Here is a 21527-nt window from a genome sequence, read left to right on the forward strand (position 1 = left end):
TATTATGAGTCTTTCCTCAGTTAGCATTAATCGGCCCGTGCTGGCCATCGTAATGAGCCTGCTCATTGTGATTTTCGGTGCCATCGGCTTCCGCTCGCTCGCCATCCGCGAGTACCCAAGCGTCGACCCGCCCATCATCACGGTGCAAACCAGCTACACCGGCGCCTCGGCTGATGTCATTCAGAGCCAGATAACCGAGCCACTCGAAGAAGGCATCAACGGCATCGCGGGCATCCGTAACCTGTCGAGCACCAGCCGTGACGGCGCTTCTACCATCACAGTCGAGTTTGACCTCGACGTGGACCTGGAAGCGGCGGCCAACGACGTGCGCGACAAGGTATCGAGCGCTCAGGGCAAGCTGCCGCGCGATGTGGACCCGCCCACCGTGAGCAAAGCCAATGCCGACTCATCCCCTATCATTCTGAGCTACTTGAGCAGCTCCTCACGCACACTGCTGGAGCTGACCGACTACGCCAACAACGTGCTTAAAGAGCGCCTGCAGACCATTCCCGGCGTGAGTGAAATTCGGGTGTGGGGCGAGCGCAAGTACTCCATGCGCCTCTGGCTCGACCCGGTGAAAATGGCCGCCCTCGGCATCTCGCCGGTGGACGTGCAACAGGCTCTGGCCCGCGAAAACGTGGAACTGCCAAGCGGCGCGGTGCAGGGCCAGAGCACGCAGCTGTCGCTGCGTACCATGGGCCGCCTTTCATCGGTAGAGGACTTCAACAACCTGATTATCCGCAATGACCCCACCTCGCTGGTGCGCCTGACGGACGTGGGCTATGCCGAGCTGTACCCCGAAAACGACCAGACCATTCTGCGCCGCAATGGTATCCCGATGGTGGGTGTAATGGCTATTCCGCAGCCGGGCGCCAACCAGATTGCCATCACCGACGAGTTCAACAAGCGGATGAAGCAATACCAGAACGACTTGCCCAAGGACTTGAAAATCAGCACGGGCTTTGATAACTCGGTCTTTATCCGGGCTTCGATTGCGGAAGTGGAAGATACCATTATTGAGGCCTTCGGGCTGGTGGTCGTCGTAATTTTTCTATTCCTGCGTGACTGGCGCTCCACCATCATTCCGGTGGTGGCCATCCCGGTTTCACTGATTGGCATCTTCTTCGTGATGGACCTGATGGGCTTCTCCATCAACGTACTCACGCTATTGGCCATCGTACTAGCCATCAGCTTGGTGGTTGATGATGCTATTGTAGTACTGGAGAACATCTACAGTCGAATCGAGGAAGGAGAAACCCCGCTCGAAGCGGCCAAAAACGGGTCGGAGGAAATTCTGATGGCCGTTGTTTCGACCACCATTGTGCTGGCGGCAGTGTTTTTGCCGGTAGTGTTCCTGTCGGGCATCACGGGCAAGCTCTTCCGGGAGTTCGGCATCGTGCTAGCCGGCTCGGTACTGATTTCGGCCTTCGTGTCGCTCACACTCACGCCAATGATGTGCTCGAAACTGCTGAAAAAGGAGGAAACGCACAATTGGTTTTACCGCAAGACCGAGCCATTTTTCCAGGCCCTAACCAACGGCTACCGCGACGCCCTCATCACGTTCCTCGACCGCCGCTACCTGGCCTGGGGCTTGGTAGCGCTGACGGGCGTGGGCATTTGGTTTTTCATGAAAACCCTGCCCTCAGAACTGGCGCCGGTGGAAGACCGAAACCGCCTCAGCATCAACGCTACGGCGCCGGAAGGTGCGTCGTTCGAGTACATGGACGACTATGTGAACCAGCTTACGAAAGCCCTGACCGACAGCTCCCGCCAGGACGCCGACAACATTCTAACCGTGACCTCGCCGGGTGGCGGCAGCAGTGGCGGCGCGGCCAACTCGGCCATCATGCGGGTGCTGCTCAAAGACCCTGACCAGCGACCACACTCGCAGCAGCAGCTAGCCGATATTCTCACGGGCACGGTGAAGAAATACACCGGCGCGCGGGTATCGGTAGCTCAGGACCAAAGCATTAGCTCCGGGGGCAAGGGCGGTAGCCTCCCCGTAGGCTTCGTGGTGCAGAGCCAGGATTTTGAGAAGCTGACCTCTGCCGTACCTAAGTTTCTAGAAGCTGCCCAGGCCGATAAAACCTTCAGCTTCGTGGACGTGAACCTGAAGTTCAACAAGCCCGAACTGCGCGTAGTAATTGACCGCGAAAAAGCCCAGACCCTGGGTGTGAGCGTGCAGGACATCAGCCAGACCCTGCAGGCCGGCCTCAGCGGGCAGCGCTACGGCTACTTTATCCGCAACGGCAAGCAGTACCAGATTATCGGCCAAGTGGCCCGCGAAAACCGCAATCAGCCACTCGATGTGCGGACGCTGAACGTGAAAAGCCGCGACGGCAAGCTGGTGCAGCTCGACAACGTGATTCGCTTGGAAGAGAAAAGCACGCCGCCGCAGCTCTACCGCTTCAACCGCTACAATGCGGCTACTTTCTCGGCCTCGCTGGCCAAGGGCAAGACCTTGGGCGAAGGCATCGCGGCCATGCAGGCCATTGCCGACAAGCAGCTGGACGACTCTTTTTCCACGGCCCTCACGGGGCAGTCACGTGACTTTGCCGAAAGCTCTTCTTCGGTGCTCTTTGCCTTTGGCCTGGCACTGGTGCTGATTTACCTTATTCTGGCCGCGCAGTTCGAAAGCTTCCGCGACCCTGGCATCATCATGATTACGGTGCCGCTGGCCCTTTCCGGTGCTTTGTTCAGCCTTTGGTATTTCAACCAAACCATGAACCTGTTCTCGCAAATCGGCATCATCATGCTGGTGGGCCTCGTCACGAAAAACGGCATTCTCATTGTGGAATTTGCCAACCAAAGCGTGGAGAAAGGTGCTGATTATATGACCGGTCTGATTGAAGGCTCAGCCGCCCGCTTCCGTCCCATTCTTATGACCAGCTTGTGCGCTGTGCTGGGCATTCTGCCCATTGCGCTAGCGCAGGGTGCGGGGGCTTTGGGCCGCCGCGCCATGGGCATTGGCGTGGTAGGTGGGCTGCTGTTTGCTACGGCGCTCACGCTGTTCGTAGTGCCGGTGATGTACTCATACTTCGCCACGGCCAAGAAGCATTCGGCTAAAAAAGCAGAAGCCAAGCCAGAGGCGGTAACGGCATAAATTATTTTCCAGAACGTCGTGCTGAGCGCAGCCGAAGCATGACCGCCTTTTTTACATGAAATTTCCCCAGCTTCTTCTTCTTTCACTGCTTCCACTCGCCAGCTTGGGCCAGCAGGTTCCCACGGCCCGGCCCAGCCAGCTGAAGCGGCCGGCTTCGGTGGCGACGGCTCCAGCGCTGTCGCTGCAGCAGGCTATTGCAGAGGCTTTGCAGCACAACTACGGCATCCTGCTTTCGCGCCAGGATGAGCAGATTGCTCAGAACAACGTCACTCGTGGCAATGCTGGCCAATTGCCCAACATCAGCGGCAACCTCACGCGTACTTTTAACAACAACAATATTACCTCTCGGGTGGGCGACAACGACCCACGCGTGATAAACGGCGGCACTTCCAATCTCCTGAATGCCAACGTGACGCTGGGCTGGACCCTGTTCGATGGCTTGGGCATGTTCATCGCTTACGACCGGCTGAAAACCCTGCGGCAGCAGCAGCAGCAACTAACCCGCGCCACGGTGGAGGAAACGGTAGAAACCGTGACCAACGCGTATTACGACGTGGTGCGCCAGGCCGGCAAAATTAACTCGCTGGAGGAAGCGCTGAAAATCGGTCAAGCCCGCATCGACCTCACCCAGGCGCAGGTAGATGTGGGGGTGAGCGCAAAGGTGGAAGTTCTGACCGCCCGCGTGGACTACAACGCCGACCGCAGCCTGTTTCTACAGCAGCAACAGGCCCTGGCCGCCGCTAAAATCACCCTCAACAACTTACTGGGCCGCACGCCACGCACCAACTTCGAGCCCTCGGACAGCCTGATGGTGAACCGCGAATTGCGCGAGGAAACCATCACGGCTGGCATCAAGGCCAACAACCCACGCCTGGCCCAGGCCCGGCTGGGCGTGGATGTAGCGGCCTATGACCGTCGCCTTATCCGTGCGTCGCGCTTCCCGCAAATCGGCCTCGTGACGGGTTACGGCACCAACCGCAACATCAACAATGCGCAGTTTATTACGTTGCCCACGGGCCCGGTACTCAGCACCAGCACCAACACCACTACGGGCCTCAACTACGGCATCACGGCCTCTGTGCCCATCTTCAACGGATTTAACATTCGCCGCCAAGAACAAAATGCCCGCGTAGTGGAGGAGCAAAGCAAGCTTAGCCTGGCCCAAACCGACCTGCAGCTCGATGCCGACGCCGCTACCGCTTTCGCTCAGTACCAGAATTTCCTCCAGTTGCTCGAACTCGAAGAAACCAACATCCAGCTGGCCCGCCAAAACGTGGATATTGCCTTGGAGCGCTACCGCCTGGGTCTGCTCACGCCCTTGGCCCTGCGGGAAGCCCAACGCAACCAGCTCGACGCCGAAACCCGCCTGTTGGATATCCGCTACTCGGCCAAACAAGCCGAAATTGCCCTGCGCCGGCTGAGCGGAGAATTGGTAAGGGAATAATACCCTCTGCCATTGCGAGCAAAACGCTGCAAACGCACTTCAGCGTAGCTAGTCCGTTTTCCCAGCTGATTAATCTACGGAAAGTGAGCAAGCCTGATAATGTAAAAAGCCCCGACTCTACGCAGAATCGGGGCTTTTTACATTATCAAGTTAGTCGGATTAGCTATGCTGACTTCGTTTGCAGGTTTTGCTCGCAATGACAGACGGGGCTCTATTCTTTTACGAAACGCTTGGTTTCGCTGCCGCTCTTGGTGGTAATCTTATAGTAGTACGTGCCAGTAGGCAGGTCGCTCAGATTCAGCGGCTGGGTATGAGGGCCTTTTTCGGCGTTGGGCTCGGTTAGCAGGGTGCGGAGCTTGTTGCCATTTTTGTCCAGCAAATCGACTGAAACCGGGCCGGCTTTCTTCACCTCGTATTCCAGCTGGCTAGTGGCGGTGGCGGGGTTGGGGTAGAAGCTGGTATTGCCCAGCGTGCGCTCGGTGGTAGTTGCAGTGGGTTCCATCAGCAGGAACATACTGGGCCGAAAGAAGTGACGCAAGCCTTTGGGACCATGCAGGTGGCCGTGGTCGGGCCTGTGGCTGCCGAGTTCTGCCATACGCTGCTGCTCGGGCATGGCATTTTTAACCACAATAGCGTTGATGTCGGTGCTCCACTTCTCCTTCTGAGGCTGCACTTCCTGAGCGAGCTGGGTGATGGCCCCGTCGTATTTCTGCGCCATCTGGGCCACGTTTAGCATGATGCTGTGGGTCTGGGACCGCAGCTCGTGCGCTTGCTTTTGCTGCGCTTCGGTGAGTGTGGGCCGGGTGGTCGGCCGCTCTCCGCTGGAGTTGATGCTGTGGCGCAAGGCCTGGCCCAGCTCCTTCAGGGCGCGGAGCTGGGCGCGGTAGGCGACCAGCTGGGCCTGGTCGGCGGCTGAGAGCTGAGGTTCCAACTTCTGCCGCTGCTGCCGCAACACGGGCAGCACGTTGGCTTCGACGTAGCTCCGGACTTCGCGGCCCATTGGGTGATGGTCGCCCCGGTGCCGCCCGTCCCGCGCCACGCCAATGCTGCTGGTAGACAGCACTACCAGCAGCAACAATGCTATTGTGGTGAGTTTGCTTGGTTTCATGATGATGTAGTTAAACAATGAGTTATCTGCTTCCGGCCTTATAGACGCGGACTCCAGCGAGAGGTTTAAGCCGCCCGCTTTGCAGAAATAGCTTCAGCGTAAACTTTTCAATCAGCACACCTAATTGCCTGCATCAGGATTGCCTGCACCAGGCAGCCACTACCTCCGGCAATAGCAACTGCGCTACTGCTTCAGGGCGCGCAGTTGCGTCAGGGCCTCCTGGGTTTCGCGCTGCTTGTCACCTTCTTTCTCCTCTTCGGAAGCCGGCGTTTTGGGAGCCGAGCCGAAGAAGGCTAGTATGTTCTCGCGCATGGCGGAGTTGGTCTTCTCAAACTTTTTATCAGCCAGCTTGCGCACCCACTCGCCGTAGGTTTCGTCGGCCAAGCCGTACTCGCCGGCGCGGGTAGGGTGGCCGGTATCAAAGTCCGAATTGACCAGATTGATGGGCACGGCGGCTGTGTCGGCGGGCTGGCGGCTGATGTTGGCGCAGTAGCTGGCCATCACCTCCCGGAAGCTGGCCCGGAATACCTTTTGCGCCTCAGCCGAGGGCAGGCGGAAAGCAAAGGGCTTGAGCGGCCCAATCTTGGGCATCACCCGAATGAAGTACGACAGGATGCGGGCCCCAAAACCAGGCTCCTTGTATTCGGTGCCGTACTCCTTGCGGAATGCCTTGGGGTGGTTCCGCTTCATATAATCGCGCCGCCGGGCGCCGGGGCTGATTTTCATAATCTCCTTGCGCTTGTAATGCCAGGCTGCGCGGGCCGCCGTTGGAATCAGCTGGCTCACAGCAAACCGGAAGCTGGCAATGCTCAGGTCTACGTTCGCAATCACCTGGCCTAACTCCAGGCCGTATGTTTTCAGAAAAGCTCGCTCCAACGCCGCCTTGCTCACCTGGAAACCTATTTTTTGGTGGTAGTCCTGGCTGTGGTATTTGCCGCTAGCCAGCTGCACCACATCAAACGAAAACTCAAGCTGACCGTGCTGCACTTTGCCCTGTTCATAGGTCACCACGTCGCCATACTTGGCTTTCAAATCGGGATATACCATGGGCACGGCGCGGTTGGTACCCTCGGAATGACCCTTGAGGTCGGCTGAATAGTGGGCCAGCGCGCCCAGCGCAAAGGCGTAGTCGTTGCGGTCCTGGGCTTCGGCCAGCAGGTTGTGCACAAAGTCGCCGGAGCGCACGTAGTGCGTTAGGTTCGTAAACAACACGGAGCCAAAAGGATAGTACCCCATATCCTGAATAATGGCCCCACCATAGGCATATGCTTTGGCGTCAATCAGCTGCTGGGGAGTGGTGGTGGGGTAGCGCTTGAGAATGGCCGGCACTAGGCAACGCTCCCAGGTTGAGTCGATGTTGGCCTCGTGCGTCAGCACGGCGTACCCAGCAGCGGGCCGGGCGGCAACAGCCAGCAATAGCGCTAGCAGAAAAGAGTAAAATCGGAACATGAAGAAAACGGGTAAGCAGAACGTTGGCGGGCTTGCAACGATAAACCAGGGTGCTGCGTTGTCGTCGCCGGTCATGGCGGCTTTGGTGCACCAGCAGTAGCAAAGCAAACCGGCCCGGCCCGTCGCGCTGGACAGACCGGGCCGGTTTGCTTTGCTGACGGTTTCGCCTAGCGGCTACCGAAAGCTACCTCGTTGTAACGCAGCTCGTTCTTGAACGTGCGCAGCTTGGTATCGGCGTCGATTATTAAGAACTCGATGCCGGCCATTTCGGCGAAATCTTCCAGGTATTCGGCGGTCAGGTTTTGGCTGTAGCCGGTGTGGTGGGCGCCACCGGCCAGAATCCAGGCTGCCGCACCAACTGCCAAGCTAGGCTGAACTTTCCAGAGCACGCGGGCCACGGGCAGCTTGGGCAGGTCGGCAGCGGGCAGCACGGCTTCTACTTCGTTCACAATCATGCGGAAGCGGTTACCAAGGTCCACAATGGTCGCGTTCAGCGCCGGGCCGGCGGGGCAATTGAACACCAGGCGGGCGGGGTCGGCCTTGCCGCCGATACCCAATGGGTGCACCTCCACTTTCACCTTGCCTTCGGCAATGCTCGGGCATATTTCCAGCATATGCGAGCCGAGTACCTGCTCGTTGCCGGGCTCGAAGTGGTAGGTGTAGTCCTCCATGAAGGAGTTGCCACCGGGCAGGCCGGCGCCCATCACCTTCATGGCGCGCACCAGAGCCGACGTTTTCCAGTCGCCCTCGCCGCCGAATCCGTAGCCCTCCGCCATGAGCCGCTGCGTGGCGATGCCGGGCAGCTGGGCCATGCCATGCAGGTCCTCGAAGGTATCGGTGAAGCCCTTGGCGCCTTTGTCTTGTAGGAATTTACGCATGCCGGCCTCGATGCGGGCGGCTTCGCGCAGGCTGTCGCGCTGGGCACCGCCGGCTTTTAGGTCCTCGGCCAGCTCGTATTCCTGCTCGTAGGTGCGCAGCAGCTCGTCAATCTGGGCGTCGCTCACCTCGTTCACCACGGCCACCAGGTCGCCGATGCCGTAGGTGTTTACCTCGTAGCCAAATTTGATTTCGGCTTCTACTTTGTCGCCCTCGGTCACGGCCACGTAGCGCATGTTGTCGCCGAAGCGCACGAACTTAGCGCCCTGCCAGTCGGCCCAGGCGCAGGCCACACGGCTCCAGATGCTGAGGCTCTCGTGTACCGCAGCGCTCTGCCAATGCCCCACTATGACCTTGCGCTTCAAGCGCATGCGGGCCCCAATGAAGCCAAACTCCCGGTCGCCGTGCGCCGATTGGTTGGTGTTCATGAAGTCCATGTCGATGTCGGCCCACGGAATGTCGCGGTTGAACTGCGTGTGCAAATGCGCCAGCGGCTTTTGCAGGATTTTCAGGCCGTTAATCCACATTTTGGCCGGCGAGAAGGTGTGCATCCAAGCAATAAGGCCCACACAATTTTCGGTGGTGTTGGCCTCCTGCATGAGCTTGTAAATCTCCTGCGGCGTTTTCAGAATGGGCTTATAGACAATTTTGATGGGCAGTTTCGTGCCTAGTTCCTCGGCAATCTGCTGGGAGTGGCGGGCCACTTCTTCCAGCGTTTCGGGCCCGTAGAGGTGTTGGGTGCCAGTGATGAACCAGGCTTCGTAATGCGAAATGTCAATCATAGATGTAGCGCAGACTTTTAGTCCGCGAGTGAAGAAAATAGAATGGTGTTTCGTGCATTTGCGGACTAAAAGTCCGCGCTACTGTTGCCCGTAGTAGGAATTCACGCCGTGCTTGCGTTCGTAGTGCTTGCGAATGAGGGCGTCCTTTAGGCGCGGCACTTCCGGGCGCAGGGTACAGCTGAGGTAAGCCATGCGAGCTACTTCTTCGAGCACCGCGCTGTTGTAAACGGCTTTGTCCACAGTTTTGCCCCAGGTGAATGGCGCGTGGTTGGCCAGCAACACCATCTCCACTTCGCTGGGCGAGAGGCCGCGGCGCTGGAATTCGTTGAGGATTTGCCAGCCGGTCTGGTGCTCGTAGTCGCCGGCTATCATGTCGTCGCTCATTGGCGGCGCACAGGGGATATCGGCCGTGAGGTGGTCGGCATGAGTAGTTCCGAGAATCGGTATATCAAGCTGGGCCTGGGCCCAAGCGGTGGCGTAGGTGCTGTGGGTGTGCACAATACCGCCGATGTGCTCCCAGTTGCTGTAGAGCACAGCATGGGTTTTGGTGTCCGACGAGGGCCGCTTCTCTCCTTCCAGCACGTTGTTGGCAAAGTCAAGAATGACAATATCTTCCGCCTTCAGCAGCTCGTACGGCACACCACTGGGCTTAATGGCAAACACGCGGTTTTCGCGGTCTACCACGCTGGCATTGCCGAAAGTGAAGAGCACTAGCCCAAGCTTGGGCAACTGCATATTGGCCTCGTAGCAGGCTTGTTTAAGGGCTTGGTATTGGCTCATGCGGATGTGATGGCAGGCGTTTCGGTTTCCATTACCGGCTCAGATTGGCCGGTGGTAGCATTCTCCACAAACTGGCCAAAGGCCTGGTATTGCGCGTAGCGGGCGGCATAGTCGGCCACGCGGGCCGGGTTGGGCGTGTAGGTTTCGGCGAAGCCCGAGCCTAACGCCTTTTGAGCCGTCTGCACATCGGGCTGGATACCGGCGGCCACAGCTGCGTACATGGCCGTGCCCAGCGCCGGCGCCTGCTCCGACACCGCAATTTTGATGGGCCGGTCGAGCACGTCGGCCAGCGTCTGCATCACGAATTGCGACTTCTTGGCCACGCCGCCGATGCCAATTACCTGCTTCACGGGAATGCCCTCAGCCTCAAACCGCTCCACAATCTGCTTTGAGCCATAGCAGATGGCCTCCACCAGCGCCCGGAAAATCTGGGGTGCGTTGGTCCCCATGGTCAGGTTCATCAGGGCACCTTTCAGGGCCTGATTGGCATCGGGAGTACGGCGGCCGTTCACCCAGTCGAGGGCCAGGACGTGCGACTCTTCAGGATTTACGGCAGCGGCGGCTTCGCTCAGCTTCACCAGCAGCGCGTCGCTCATTTCTTCGCGCAGGGCGGCTTGCAGCTCTGGAGTCAGGACTTTGGAATGCGGCAGCACATGGTGCAGCGGCCATTCTACCATGTTGCGGAACCAGGCCAGCAAGTCGCCGAAAGCCGACTGACCGGCTTCCAGGCCCAGCATGCCTGGAATCACCGAGCCATCCACCTGCCCGCAAATGCCCGCCACAAGGTGGTCGCCGACCTCAGCCGTTGGCGCTACCACAATATCGCAGGTGCTGGTGCCCATCACTTTCACCATCGAATAGGCCTCAATTTCGCCAGCAATTGCGCCGGCGTGGGCATCAAATGTGCCCACGGCCACCACCGTACTAGTGGTCAAGCCCAGGCGCCCAGCCCACTCTTCGGAAAGGTGGCCAGCCACCTCGTCAGAAGTGTAGGTTTCGTTAGATAATCGATTGCGTAAACCAGCCAGCTTTGGCTCGAGATGAGTTAGAAATTCCTCGGCGGGCAGGCCGTCCCAGCTTGCGTGCCACATGGCCTTGTGGCCAGCGGCGCAGCGGCTGCGCTTGCTGCTGGCCAACGTGCCGCCGGTGAGCAGCAGCGTGAGCCAGTCGCAGTGCTCCATCCAAGAGTATGCAGCTTCCGCCACGGCTTCGTCCTCCCGCAGAATGTGCGTAATCTTGGCCCAGAACCACTCTGACGAATAGATGCCACCCTCAAACTTGGTGAAATCCTCCCCGCCCCAAGTCCGGGCTTTGTGGTTGATTTCGGCTGCTTCGGCCAGCGCCGTGTGGTCTTTCCAAAGCACGAATAGCGCGTTAGGGTTCTCAGCAAACTCGGGCAGCAGGCCCAGGGCTACACCGTCAGCATTTACCGGGCCGGGCGTCGAGCCGGTGGTATCCACCGCCAAACCCACGATTTGCGCTACGGGCACTTGCTGGGCCACACGGCGTACCACGGCTTCCAGGCCCTCGATGTAGTCGAGCGGGTGCTGGCGGAACTGGTTTTTGGTGGGGTTGCAGTACTGGCCGGTTTTCCAGCGGGCGTAGTTATGCACGGCCTGGGCCACCTCGGTGCCGGTGCGGGCATCAACCAGTAAGGCGCGCACGGAGTCGGTGCCGTAATCAACGCCAATGACGTAGGCGGGGGTTTGTTCCATTGATAATGAGGAATGAAGAATGAGGAATGAAGAATGAGGTCCGTCTTTCATTCTTCATTAAGCGAAGCGTTTATTTCCGCACGCCAAAGGTGTAGACGCTGGTGGAATGCAGGGTTTCGCCCGGCTTGAGGATGGTGCTGGGGAACTTGGGCTGGTTCGGCGAGTCGGGGAAGTGCTGGGTTTCGAGGCAGAAGCCGCCGTGCAGGCCGTAAACAGTACCGCCTTTGCCTTTCAGGCTGCCGTCGAGGAAGTTGCCGGTGTAGAACTGGATGCCAGGCTGGTCGGTGGTCACTTCCATAGTGCGGCCCGAAGCTGGGTCATATACCGTTGCGGCGGCGTGCTGGCCTTCGCCGCTGCCATTCAATGCCCAGTTGTGGTCGTAGCCGCCGGGCACCTGCGCAATGCGCTCGCCGATGGCGTGCGGCGTGGTGAAATCGAACGGCGTGCCCTTCACCGGCTTCAGTTCGCCGGTCGGAATCAGGGTGGCGTCGACTACGGTGTAGCGGTCGGCTGGCAGGGTCACTTCGTGATTCAGAACGTCTTTGCTCACGCCGTGGCTCAGGTTGAAGTAGGCGTGGTTGGTGAGGTTGACGGGCGTGGTTTTGTCAGTGGTGGCCGTGTAGTCGATGCGCAGGGCGTTGCTATCGGTGAGGGTGTACACCACCGTCACTTGCAGATTGCCGGGGTAGCCTTCCTCACCGTCCTTGCTCAGGTACTTGAGGGTCAGGCTCTGGCCGTCGGCTGAGGTACCGGGCTGAGCTTCCCATATTTTCTGGTCGTAGCCCACTTTGCCGCCGTGCAGCGAGTTCGGGCCGTTGTTCACGCCCACTTGGTAGGCCTTACCGTCAATGGTGAATTTGCCGTTCTTGATGCGGTTGCCATAACGCCCAATCAGCGCGCCGATGTAGGGATTGGCCTTGCGGAAAGCCGGACCAGCATAGCCATTCACGTCATCGAAACCGAGCACGACGTCACCCATCTTGCCGTCCTTGTCGGGCATCATCAGGCTCACAAGCGTGCCACCGTAGTTGGTGATGGCAGCTTTGGCGCCCTGCTTATTAGTGAGGGTGAAAAGCTGCACTTCAGTGCCGTCGGGCGTTTTGCCGAAAGAGGCGGAGGTAGGCATGGTGGCGGATTTCGTTTGAGTGGAATCGGCGGCTGGGGCCGTCGTGGTGGATTGCTCTGCAGATTGGTTGGACCCGCAGGCGGCTAGCAACAGCAGGCCGGGTAGTGTTACGGCCAGTAGCCCGGAACGGCGAAATGAATTCATAGGGTGGGTTTTTAAGGTGAATGAGTGAAGCTACATGACAGACGACAGAACACCTTGCAGCGCGGGCATTATCTAATGAGATAACCGGCGCCAGAATTATTCAGCAGCCATTGCTTCCGCAAAGAAAACACTCACACAAACGATTGTGTATACAAAGATAAAAAAAGGCTCTAAAGGCCCAAATTCATGCGCTGATTAGCCCAAATCATGAGGTAGTCAACACGGCGGCAGGCTGTATGCTCAGCGTGAGTTTGGTGTGCGGAAATCGGCTGGCAGATGTAGAGTCGTAGCCCTTCGCGTCTCGGCATGGAACGATGCGCATGCTGGGAGCCACGGGAAGTCGCGTCTTCATTCTCGCAAACCACTTCGCATAAAATCCCTACTTCTAGACAGGAAAAAGCGGAGGACCGGTGAGTTCTGTTACTACTACGCCGCGTTTAAACCACAGAAGCAAGATTCGCTGTAATCCGGCCGCTGCGACGCGACTATTGTGTAGCTATCAGATATCCATGTTTACAACTGCGCGAGAAACATCAGGCATTAGCCCAGTCAGCTACTGGAAATCAAGGGTATGCTTCCAGCATATCAGCAATCTTCTCTTTCCGGCCAGCACAGGCATTCACCATCATATTGCAAGTACCGGGGCGCAGACGCTGGGCTGCCCCGTTTTCCTCCCGTAATATTGCTGCCGAACTGGAGAACCCAGCCTATATACTGCCAACACAAACGTAAATCTGAAGCAGCAATGACTAAAATTAAAGTAGCCAACCCCGTAGTGGAGCTCGATGGCGATGAAATGACGCGCATCATCTGGAAGTTTATCAAAGACAAGCTGATTACGCCTTACCTGGACCTCGATATCAAGTATTACGACCTGGGTATTGAGTACCGCGACGAGACGAACGACCAGGTGACCATCGACTCGGCCAATGCCATTAAGCAGTACGGCGTGGGTATTAAGTGCGCTACCATCACCCCCGACGAGGAGCGCGTGAAGGAGTTTGGCCTGAAGCAGATGTGGAAGTCGCCGAACGGCACCATCCGCAACATCTTGGACGGCACCGTGTTCCGCGAGCCCATTGTGATGAGCAACGTGCCCCGTCTAGTGCCCAACTGGACGGCCCCGATTTGCATCGGCCGCCACGCATTTGGCGACCAGTACCGCGCCACCGATTTCGTGACCAAAGGCAAGGGCAAGCTCACCATCACCTTCCAGCCCGAAGACGGCGGCGAAACCCAGTCGTTTGAAGTGTTCAACTTCAAGAGCGACGGCGTAGCCCTGGCCATGTATAACACCGACGAGTCCATCCGCGGCTTCGCACACGCCTGCTTCAACCAGGCCCTGATGAAGGGCTGGCCGCTGTACCTGAGCACCAAAAACACCATCCTGAAGAAGTACGATGGCCGCTTCAAAGACATCTTCCAGGAGATTTACGAGCAGGACTACCTGGCCAAGTTCAAGGAAGCCGGCATCACCTACGAGCACCGTCTGATTGACGACATGGTGGCTTCGGCGCTGAAATGGAACGGCAACTTCGTGTGGGCCTGCAAAAACTACGACGGCGACGTGCAGAGCGACACCGTGGCCCAGGGCTTTGGCTCGCTTGGCTTGATGACCTCCACCCTGGTGACGCCCGATGGCACCGTGATGGAAGCCGAAGCTGCCCACGGCACCGTGACGCGCCACTACCGCGACCACCAGGCTGGCAAACCCACCAGCACAAATCCCATCGCCAGCATCTTCGCATGGACGCGCGGCCTGGAGTTCCGTGGAAAGCTCGACGGCAACCAGGAGCTCATCGACTTCTGCCACGCCCTGGAAGCTGTGTGCATTGAAACCGTGGAAAGCGGCAAAATGACCAAGGACCTCGCCGTCTGCATCCATGGCAACAAGGTGGAGCACGGCCGCGACTATCTCTACACCGAGGAGTTCCTGGCAGCGCTGGATGAAAACCTGAAAGCCAAACTGGCCAAGTAAGCTTGGTTGGTTCGCAAAAAAGCCCCGCCAAATGGCGGGGCTTTTTTGTTTTAAAGCAGTCTCAAGGTTACGATGTAATGTAAGCGCGGGGCTTGCCCCCGCCATTGAACGGAATTAATGAAACGGAGTTAGCGTCCAGGCGTAGGCAAGCCCCGCCCCTACAGCCTAAAACTGGAAGTATATAAACGGCTGGATTTCGGCTGATTTTATCTGGATAACCAGCCAGATAACCATTGTAAGCAGCACCGCTTGCTCCAGCACCGAGCGCCGCGCCACGGCGCCTTCGAGACGGAACGTTAGGCCGTCGGGCAAAAAATGCAGGATGTAGCCCAGTGCCACCAGCGCAAATACTGGCCGGAACGAGCCCACTACGGCCGGCAGCAAATCGGGCCGTAGGTTGTGCGAAATCTGGTGGATAACCTGCAGCGCAACTTCGAAGGTGCCAGCGCGGAAGAAAATCCAGCAGAAGCACACGAAATGGAAAGTGATGAGCCAGCCCAAAAGCTTAACCAGCCAGTTATTACCCGGCTTGAACACTTTCTGAAATAGCTTATCGATGGCCAGCGCGGCGCCGTGTAGCGCGCCCCACGCCACAAACGTGAGCGAGGCGCCATGCCACAGGCCCCCGAGCAGCATGGTGAGAAACAGGTTAATGTACTGCCGCACCACGCCCTTTCGGTTGCCGCCCAGCGGAATGTATAGGTAGTCGCGCAGCCAAGACGACAACGAAATGTGCCACCGCCGCCAGAATTCGGTGATGCTGGTGCTTTGGTAGGGCGAGAGAAAGTTGGGTGGCAACCGGTAGCCCAGCAGCAGCGCAATGCCGATGGCAATGTCGGAATACCCCGAAAAGTCGCAGTAAATCTGCAGGGCGTAGCCATACACACCGAGCAGGTTTTCGATACCGCTGTATAGCCCGGGGTTGTCGAAAATGCGCTCGACGTAATTCAGGCTGATGTAGTCGGAAATAACGGCCTTCTTAAATAAGCCAGCCGCAATGAGCATCACCGCCCGGCCCATGTCTTCCCGCGAAATGAAGGGCGGCTTCGGGATTTGCGGGATAAAATCGGAGGCACGCACAATGGGCCCGGCCACCAGCTGCGGAAAAAATGACACAAAAAATGCGAAGTCCCAGATGTTGCGCAGGGCCTTAATCTGGCCACGGTACACGTCGATGGTGTAGCTCAGGGTCTGGAACGTGTAGAACGAAATGCCCACCGGTAGCAGCACATGTAGCACCGGCACTGGCTGCCCCGTCAGGGCGTGGTAGCCACTGAGGAAGAAGTTGGTATACTTGAAATAGAACAGCATCCCCAGGTTCACCAACAGGCTAAGGGTGAGTAGCAGCTTGCGCTGGGACTGGCTAGACGAGTCTTCAATCCAACGGGCGAAGTTGTATTCCACAATCGTGGAAAAAACCAGCAGCAGGAAATACAGCCCGCTCGACTTGTAGTAGAAAAACAGCGAGAACAGCGTGACGTACAGCAGCCGGGCCCGGTGCTGGTTGCGCAGCAATTGGTAGCCCGCCAGAAATCCCAGAAAAAGCAATAGGAAAAAGCCCGTGTTAAAAATCAGCGGGCTTTTGGGGTGGTAGACAAACTGGCCGAGCAATTTGTCAAAGTCCAGTCTATCGAGAAGACGGTGAAGCATATCCATCCTGAAGCGCGAGGTAAAGCAAAAGGCCCTGCAGTTCGTAGCCTTTGGTAGTGAAATGAACGAGGTCGGGTTGGGCCAGGCCGGCTTGCTGCCAGGCCCGCATCGAGCCGTAGCCGCCTTGCACGACTGCAAAATCCCAGTAGGCCAGGTCGTGCTCGGTGCAGTAAGCGCGCAACACGGTGCGCAGCCGGGCCAGGTCGGGGTTGCGGTAGCGCCGGGCGCGGTACGAGTCAGCGGGTGCGGTCAGCAGCACATCGGCGTGCGGACAGCGGTGACGCAAGCGGCTCACCAGCGTATCGAGCTGCTGGCCAAATACTATCGGGTCGAAACCCGCGTCGTATGCGTCGTTGGTGCCGAGCGAAACGATGAACAAATCGGGCTGCAGCACCGGAAGCTGAGCAAAGAACAACGGCGCACGATTGTAGTGGCGCACGGCGGCCCCGTTTACACCAATGGCATGATACAATAACCCCGAATGGCCGTTTTCGAGCAGCAAACCGTAGAGCAAGCCCGTGGTTTGCCGCGCACTGCCCCGCACCGTGTTCAGCTCCACGTAGCTGCGCACCGAGTCGAGCAGCAGCGGTGCGGCCAGGCCAGGCGCGCTGCCGCGCAAGGTGCCAAGTAGACGGCCCTGCGCCGTGCGCACCTGCCAGTCGAAGGCCGCCGGCCCCGGCTGGCGCAGCAGGGTCAGCTTGGTAAAGCCGTAATTGGGCTGGTGCTGCGCCGGAATACGCAGCGTGAAGGCAGCGCCCGTATCGTTGGTAATCAGGGAAAGGCCACTCAGGCCAATCGGCAGTGTGCTGTCGGGAGCAGCTAATACCCGCCGGGCGCGCCATTGTCCACCGGTAGCAACGGTGCGGAACGTGGGCGAGCCACCCGTCTTGGCCACCCGGAATGGAAAAGCCAGGCCGCGCCCCGCATTGCCGTAGGTGCGCTGCAGTTCCCGGCGCGTCCGCCCCGAAAACTCGTCGGCCTGCAGGTGAGAGTCGCCAATGTGCACCACGCTCACCCGCCCCCCCGGCAGCACCGCCGGGAGTAAGGGCAGCTGCGCCAGCCGCCGATAAAAATGCTGCAAGCCCAGTTGAGCATTCTCAATGTGATTGGCCGCGGTGCGCAGAAACGGATAGGTCGCCTGCAGGCTATCGAGCGGTGCCACTGCCTGGGCACGCGCCGGCCAGCTGTTTCCCAACAGCAAGCAGACTACAAACAGGCGAATAAATGGCCGCAAATGAAAAATAAATTGAGTGCCCCGGGCTACAAAGCTCGTGCTACTCGACCTTACTGCTGGCGCTGCTGCTATCAGGCGGGGCAGCCGGCGTGGTGCTGGCATGCGCGTATTCCTGCATAAGATACGCGTAAAGCAAACTGGCCATTCGAACGCCCCCCCGGCTATTAATGTGCGTGTAATCTTTGTTGGCCAGAGGCGGTGACTGCTCCACCCAACTCGTCATCGAATTCTCGCCCCCCATTGCTGCAAATAAATTCCAGAATGCTGCATGATTGCGGCGGGCCAGCCGCTGCTGCGCCGCTACCAGCAAGGGCACGCTGGGGTCCGTCACAAACTCACCGTCGATGCGTGAGCTTTTGTCGCTCATGCCAACGATAAGGATACTGGCATTGGGAAAAGCGCGCTGCATGCGGTCGACCACCCGGGTCATGGCCTGCTCGTAAAAAACGTAGTTTTTGTTGCGCGCATCGGCAATGTTCACCCCGTAGTGCAGGATGATGAGGCGGTAGTCCAACGCCTTTCCAAACGCCGCAAGCTGCTCGAATGGAATGCGCGTGAGCGACATACCGCTGTTGCCGCGAAAGGAAAAGTTGTCCAGCGTTATCCCTTGCGGGCTTTCAAAGCTGACGCCGTAAACCGGGCGGGGACCGTGGGTGGCGAAGGCCAAGCGCATTCGGCGCGCTGGCGTGCCAGGCTTCAGCAGCAGCTCGTTGACCCGCGCTGTGCCATCCAGAGCGTGGGGTACGCGGCGGCCATCGGTGGTTACCAGCACTTGGTCGCGGCGGCTTCCGGGACCATAAAAAAGCCGGGCCTCTGTAAAGCGTCGCGTGGGAGCAAAGTGCTGCCCCGCCTGAAACTGTACCCAACTAGTATCGGTTACCACACGCGAACTGTCGGGGTTTGAAACGATGCTGGGCAGGAAAGCATGGCCCGATATCCCCAGCGGCACGGCGGCGGGCCGACGGTCCGAAACCAAGTTATACTCATACCAATCAGACGAAAACGTTTCGTGGATGGTCTCCCGAAATTCTGCCGTAACCGAATTGATGGGTACAAAACCAACGCCGCTTCCACCAAAGGCCATCTGCAGGCTATTGCGCAAGTCGCCAGTTAGCAGGTCGCCCTCAATCATCGAGTCGCCGAAATACGCAATGCGCGTTTTGCTACCAGTGGCCTTGGTTTGATGCAGAGCGGCCACAAACTGCTCGAGGCCGGGCAGGTTGGCCAGTTTGGGAGCGGCCGGCTTTGCTTCCACTTCTTCATCAGCAGCAATCGAATCAGGGGCAACGGAAGCAACGGTGTCGTTGCCCGATGCCGTCACTTTCGGCAAACGGTCGACAGGTCCGTTTGGAGGAGGAATTGTCAGCTTGGCAGTTGCCGTAGCGTCTTTGCGCAGCACATCAGCCAACAGGCGCACGGGTCGCAACTCAATACTGCCCACCGTCAGGCCTGGTTTTAGAAAGGAAAGCAGGCCCAGCAAGCCAACCGTGAGCAGAACCAGTAGAAAAGGGTTCTGCGAGCGCAATGAATTCATATGCAATTACTAGCCAGCGCAAAATTAAGCCGCCTAATCAGCCCATTACCCTCTAAATGCCACTACTAAACCTGGCAACCGAATAAGTAGCTAGCTAACAGGAGAAAACATTACAGAGGCAACCGAAAACCCTGCGATACCCTCGCTTCTTACGCCCCATGCTTCACTAATTAGAAAGGTATTCGCTGGTAGAAGCAAAGTAGAATAAGAGTAGTGCACGCATTTTCAGCCATCTCCCGGAAAAGCAAAAGCCCCATTTCCAGATTGGAAATGGGGCTTTTTGTAGAGAGCGAGGGATTCGAACCCCCGGAGGTTTGACCCTCAACGGTTTTCAAGACCGCCGCAATCGACCACTCTGCCAGCTCTCTGGGTCAATTACTCTGGTGCGCTGGTATGTGTGAATCAAGAAAAAAGGCCTTTTCCAGCGCAGAAAAAGCCTTTCTGTAGAGAAGGGGGGATTCGAACCCCCGATACCGTTGCCGGTATAACGGTTTTCGAAACCGTCGCATTCGACCACTCTGCCACCTCTCTATACAGGTCCCCGAGTGATTGGGGAGTGCAAAAGTAAAAAGGAATGAGGTAGGAAGAATGGGGAATGAGGAATTTTTTTCAGCTTTTTTCTTATTCCTCTCAAAATCAATTACTCACTACTTTATTCTCAACTGCTCGCGCATCATCTGGCGGCGGCGGCCGGTGATGGCATCCATGCTCACGTTCACTTCAAAGCCGATAATGAGCGTCATGCACACAAATTCGAGCCAGACCATGAAGCCCACCAGCGCACCGATGGAGCCATAAAAGTGGTTGTAAGAATCGAAAATGCGGACGTAGAGCGTAAATAAAAACGAAACCAGGAAGATGAGCAGCGTGGCTACAATAGCCCCCACCGATACCAGCGGCCACTTGTCGTGCACCGGCGGCACGAAATAATAAATAACGCAGGTCGTGCTTAGAAACAGCCCCAGCAGCGAGCCGTAGCGGATGAGGGTAAGCACCAAATCGGTGAACCGTTCGGGCACAATTTCATAGAACACCAGTCCGTCAATCAGGTAGGTGCCGAAGAAGATGCCGGCGATGGCCAGCACCAGAATCAGCGAGAGCACGAAGGTGAGAGCCGTAGCAATCAGGCGCTTGCGGAAGTAGCTGCGATGCTTAAACCACGGATACTTCTTTTCAAACGCATCGAGCAGCGCCATGATGCCATTGGAGCTGAGCACTAGGGCAGTACCGAAACCGAAGGAGAGCAGGCCGCCGTGCGGGATATTCACAATATCCTCGATGGTAGAGGCCGTGGCCGCATATAGCTCGCGCGGCATGAAGTCGGCCAAGAACTGCAGGATGTCCACGTTCAGGTTCGGTACGGGGATGTACGGAATGAGCGTGAACAGGAAAATGATGGTTGGAAACAGCGCTACAGTGAGGTTGAAGGCCATGTAGGCGGCCCGCTTTTCCAGCGAGTCCAGGCGTAGCTCGTGCAGGATGCGGTCGAGCACATCGTACACCGAAGCCCGGCCACCGCGCAGCCGCAGCCGCTTCAGGCCCACAATCACCCGCCGATAGGTGCGCTGCTGACGCACATCGGGAAAGCGGGCTCGGCGGATGGCAGCGGGGGCTTTCACTGATTGGTTGGATGGTGAGTAACTAACGGGAAAGGCACATCAGGCAGAGCGCAGTCGAAGCATCTTCCTGTTACGCAACTAACTGATTACTTCAGTACGTGAGATGCTTCCGTTGTGCTCAACATGACGTGCTTTCATAAACTTCGTTACTTTCGAAACGCGGCCGGGGCGGGCGCGTCGGGCGGAATGGCACCAGGTTTGGGCAGGACGGGGCTATCCAGGTCGTCCTCGCTAAAGTACGGCATCAGCTGCTGCTGGATGCTTTCGGGGATGGGCACAGGCCGGCCCGTGGTGGTTTTCACGAACACCATCAGCGTGTGTCCTTCGGTCAGCAGCTCATTGGCCTCGTTATAAATCTCATATTCGAACAGCACCCGCGTGCCTTCGGGTGGCTGGCGAAGCAGGAGCCGCACCGTCAGCAGGTCATCGTAGCGGGCCGGACGGCGGAAACGGGTGCGCAGCTCCCCTACCGGCATGCCCACGCCATCAGCCTCCAGTTCTTTGTAGCTGATGCCCAGCTTGCGAAACGCCTCGGTGCGGGCTACTTCAAAGTAAGCCGCATAGTTGCCGTGATAGACGTAGCCCATCTGGTCGGTTTCAGCGTAGCGCACGCGGATTTGGATGTCGGAGGTGTACAAGAAGGGTTAAGTTTTGAGGTTGATAACTATGCTATTAGCCCGTATTCCTTAGGCAGATTCAACAGGTAATGACCGTAAATCCCCAGCGGATGCAGGCTAAGAATTATAACCAAGAAGACATCCACATTCTCAGTACCAATAAGAATGTGCTCGAACTCCTTCGTTGAACTTTGGTACACGTGGCGAACAATACCATCAGACAAGTTCCAACCTTGTAATTCGGCAGTAGGAATAGCATCTACATACGGCCAAATGTCGAGTCTAACTTCTGCTGTTTCAGTTACATTAAGCATTGTCAGCCCACATGTGCGCTGGAATTCTTCAGCAGTTAATTGGTTCGTCTGCAA

At 57.8% G+C, this 21527-nt stretch carries 15 protein-coding genes and 2 tRNA genes; 3 read left to right on the plus strand and 14 right to left on the minus strand.

Annotated features, from left to right (window positions below; genetic code table 11):
* Window positions 1–4: 4 nt before the first annotated feature.
* Both J4E00_RS10030 and J4E00_RS10035 read left to right on the plus strand, forming a co-directional pair.
* Window positions 5–3103, plus strand: a complete 3099-nt coding sequence (locus J4E00_RS10030) for an efflux RND transporter permease subunit (protein WP_208175021.1) — start codon at window positions 5–7, stop codon at window positions 3101–3103.
* Between the two features lie 55 nt (window positions 3104–3158).
* Window positions 3159–4547: a TolC family protein gene (locus J4E00_RS10035; protein WP_208175022.1), complete on the plus strand. Its 1389-nt coding sequence runs from the start codon at window positions 3159–3161 to the stop codon at window positions 4545–4547.
* Window positions 4548–4758: 211 nt separating this feature from the next.
* Here J4E00_RS10035 and J4E00_RS10040 read toward each other — a convergent pair whose 3' ends face one another.
* The 6 genes from J4E00_RS10040 to J4E00_RS10065 all read right to left on the minus strand — a co-directional run bounded on the left by J4E00_RS10040 (window position 4759) and on the right by J4E00_RS10065 (window position 12527).
* Complete coding sequence (locus J4E00_RS10040; protein ID WP_208175023.1) at window positions 4759–5655, minus strand: T9SS type A sorting domain-containing protein; 897 nt, start codon at window positions 5653–5655, stop codon at window positions 4759–4761.
* 183 nt (window positions 5656–5838) lie between these two features.
* On the minus strand, window positions 5839–7104 hold the full coding sequence (locus J4E00_RS10045; RefSeq protein WP_208175024.1) for a zinc dependent phospholipase C family protein: 1266 nt from the start codon (window positions 7102–7104) through the stop codon (window positions 5839–5841).
* Between the two features lie 167 nt (window positions 7105–7271).
* Entirely contained in the window at window positions 7272–8762 is a 1491-nt protein-coding gene (araA, locus tag J4E00_RS10050; RefSeq protein WP_208175025.1) for an L-arabinose isomerase, read from the minus strand.
* A gap of 78 nt (window positions 8763–8840) precedes the next feature.
* Window positions 8841–9542, minus strand: coding sequence for an L-ribulose-5-phosphate 4-epimerase (locus J4E00_RS10055; protein WP_208175026.1), 702 nt, complete (start codon window positions 9540–9542; stop codon window positions 8841–8843).
* On the minus strand, window positions 9539–11257 hold the full coding sequence (locus tag J4E00_RS10060; RefSeq protein WP_208175027.1) for a ribulokinase: 1719 nt from the start codon (window positions 11255–11257) through the stop codon (window positions 9539–9541). The genes J4E00_RS10055 and J4E00_RS10060 overlap by 4 nt, the downstream gene beginning before the upstream one ends.
* 70 nt (window positions 11258–11327) lie before the next feature.
* On the minus strand, window positions 11328–12527 hold the full coding sequence (locus J4E00_RS10065; protein ID WP_208175028.1) for an aldose epimerase family protein: 1200 nt from the start codon (window positions 12525–12527) through the stop codon (window positions 11328–11330).
* A gap of 745 nt (window positions 12528–13272) precedes the next feature.
* Here J4E00_RS10065 and J4E00_RS10070 point away from each other — a divergent pair.
* Window positions 13273–14505 (plus strand): NADP-dependent isocitrate dehydrogenase, encoded by a 1233-nt coding sequence (locus J4E00_RS10070; protein WP_208175029.1) that lies wholly within the window; start codon window positions 13273–13275, stop codon window positions 14503–14505.
* A gap of 165 nt (window positions 14506–14670) precedes the next feature.
* Here the strand turns inward: J4E00_RS10070 and J4E00_RS10075 are convergent, their stop codons facing one another.
* The 8 genes from J4E00_RS10075 to J4E00_RS10110 all read right to left on the minus strand — a co-directional run bounded on the left by J4E00_RS10075 (window position 14671) and on the right by J4E00_RS10110 (window position 21527).
* On the minus strand, window positions 14671–16155 hold the full coding sequence (locus tag J4E00_RS10075; protein WP_208175030.1) for an MBOAT family O-acyltransferase: 1485 nt from the start codon (window positions 16153–16155) through the stop codon (window positions 14671–14673).
* Entirely contained in the window at window positions 16133–17389 is a 1257-nt protein-coding gene (locus J4E00_RS10080; RefSeq protein WP_208175031.1) for a GDSL-type esterase/lipase family protein, read from the minus strand. The genes J4E00_RS10075 and J4E00_RS10080 overlap by 23 nt, the downstream gene beginning before the upstream one ends.
* Before the next feature lie 40 nt (window positions 17390–17429).
* Window positions 17430–18923 carry a hypothetical protein gene (locus tag J4E00_RS10085; RefSeq protein WP_208175032.1) on the minus strand — a complete coding sequence of 498 codons (1494 nt, stop codon included), beginning with the start codon at window positions 18921–18923 and terminating at the stop codon, window positions 17430–17432.
* Between the two features lie 283 nt (window positions 18924–19206).
* Window positions 19207–19291 (minus strand) — tRNA-Ser (locus tag J4E00_RS10090).
* Between the two features lie 76 nt (window positions 19292–19367).
* Window positions 19368–19454, minus strand: a tRNA-Ser gene (locus J4E00_RS10095).
* Window positions 19455–19570: 116 nt separating this feature from the next.
* Complete coding sequence (locus J4E00_RS10100) at window positions 19571–20542, minus strand: YihY/virulence factor BrkB family protein (RefSeq protein ID WP_317196608.1); 972 nt, start codon at window positions 20540–20542, stop codon at window positions 19571–19573.
* 146 nt (window positions 20543–20688) lie between these two features.
* On the minus strand, window positions 20689–21180 hold the full coding sequence (locus tag J4E00_RS10105; RefSeq protein WP_208175033.1) for an acyl-CoA thioesterase: 492 nt from the start codon (window positions 21178–21180) through the stop codon (window positions 20689–20691).
* Window positions 21181–21206: 26 nt separating this feature from the next.
* Window positions 21207–21527, minus strand: coding sequence for a hypothetical protein (locus J4E00_RS10110; protein WP_208175034.1), 321 nt, complete (start codon window positions 21525–21527; stop codon window positions 21207–21209).

Origin of the sequence: Hymenobacter negativus (assembly GCF_017571495.1) — a bacterium.
In the GTDB taxonomy this organism is placed as follows: domain Bacteria; phylum Bacteroidota; class Bacteroidia; order Cytophagales; family Hymenobacteraceae; genus Hymenobacter; species Hymenobacter negativus.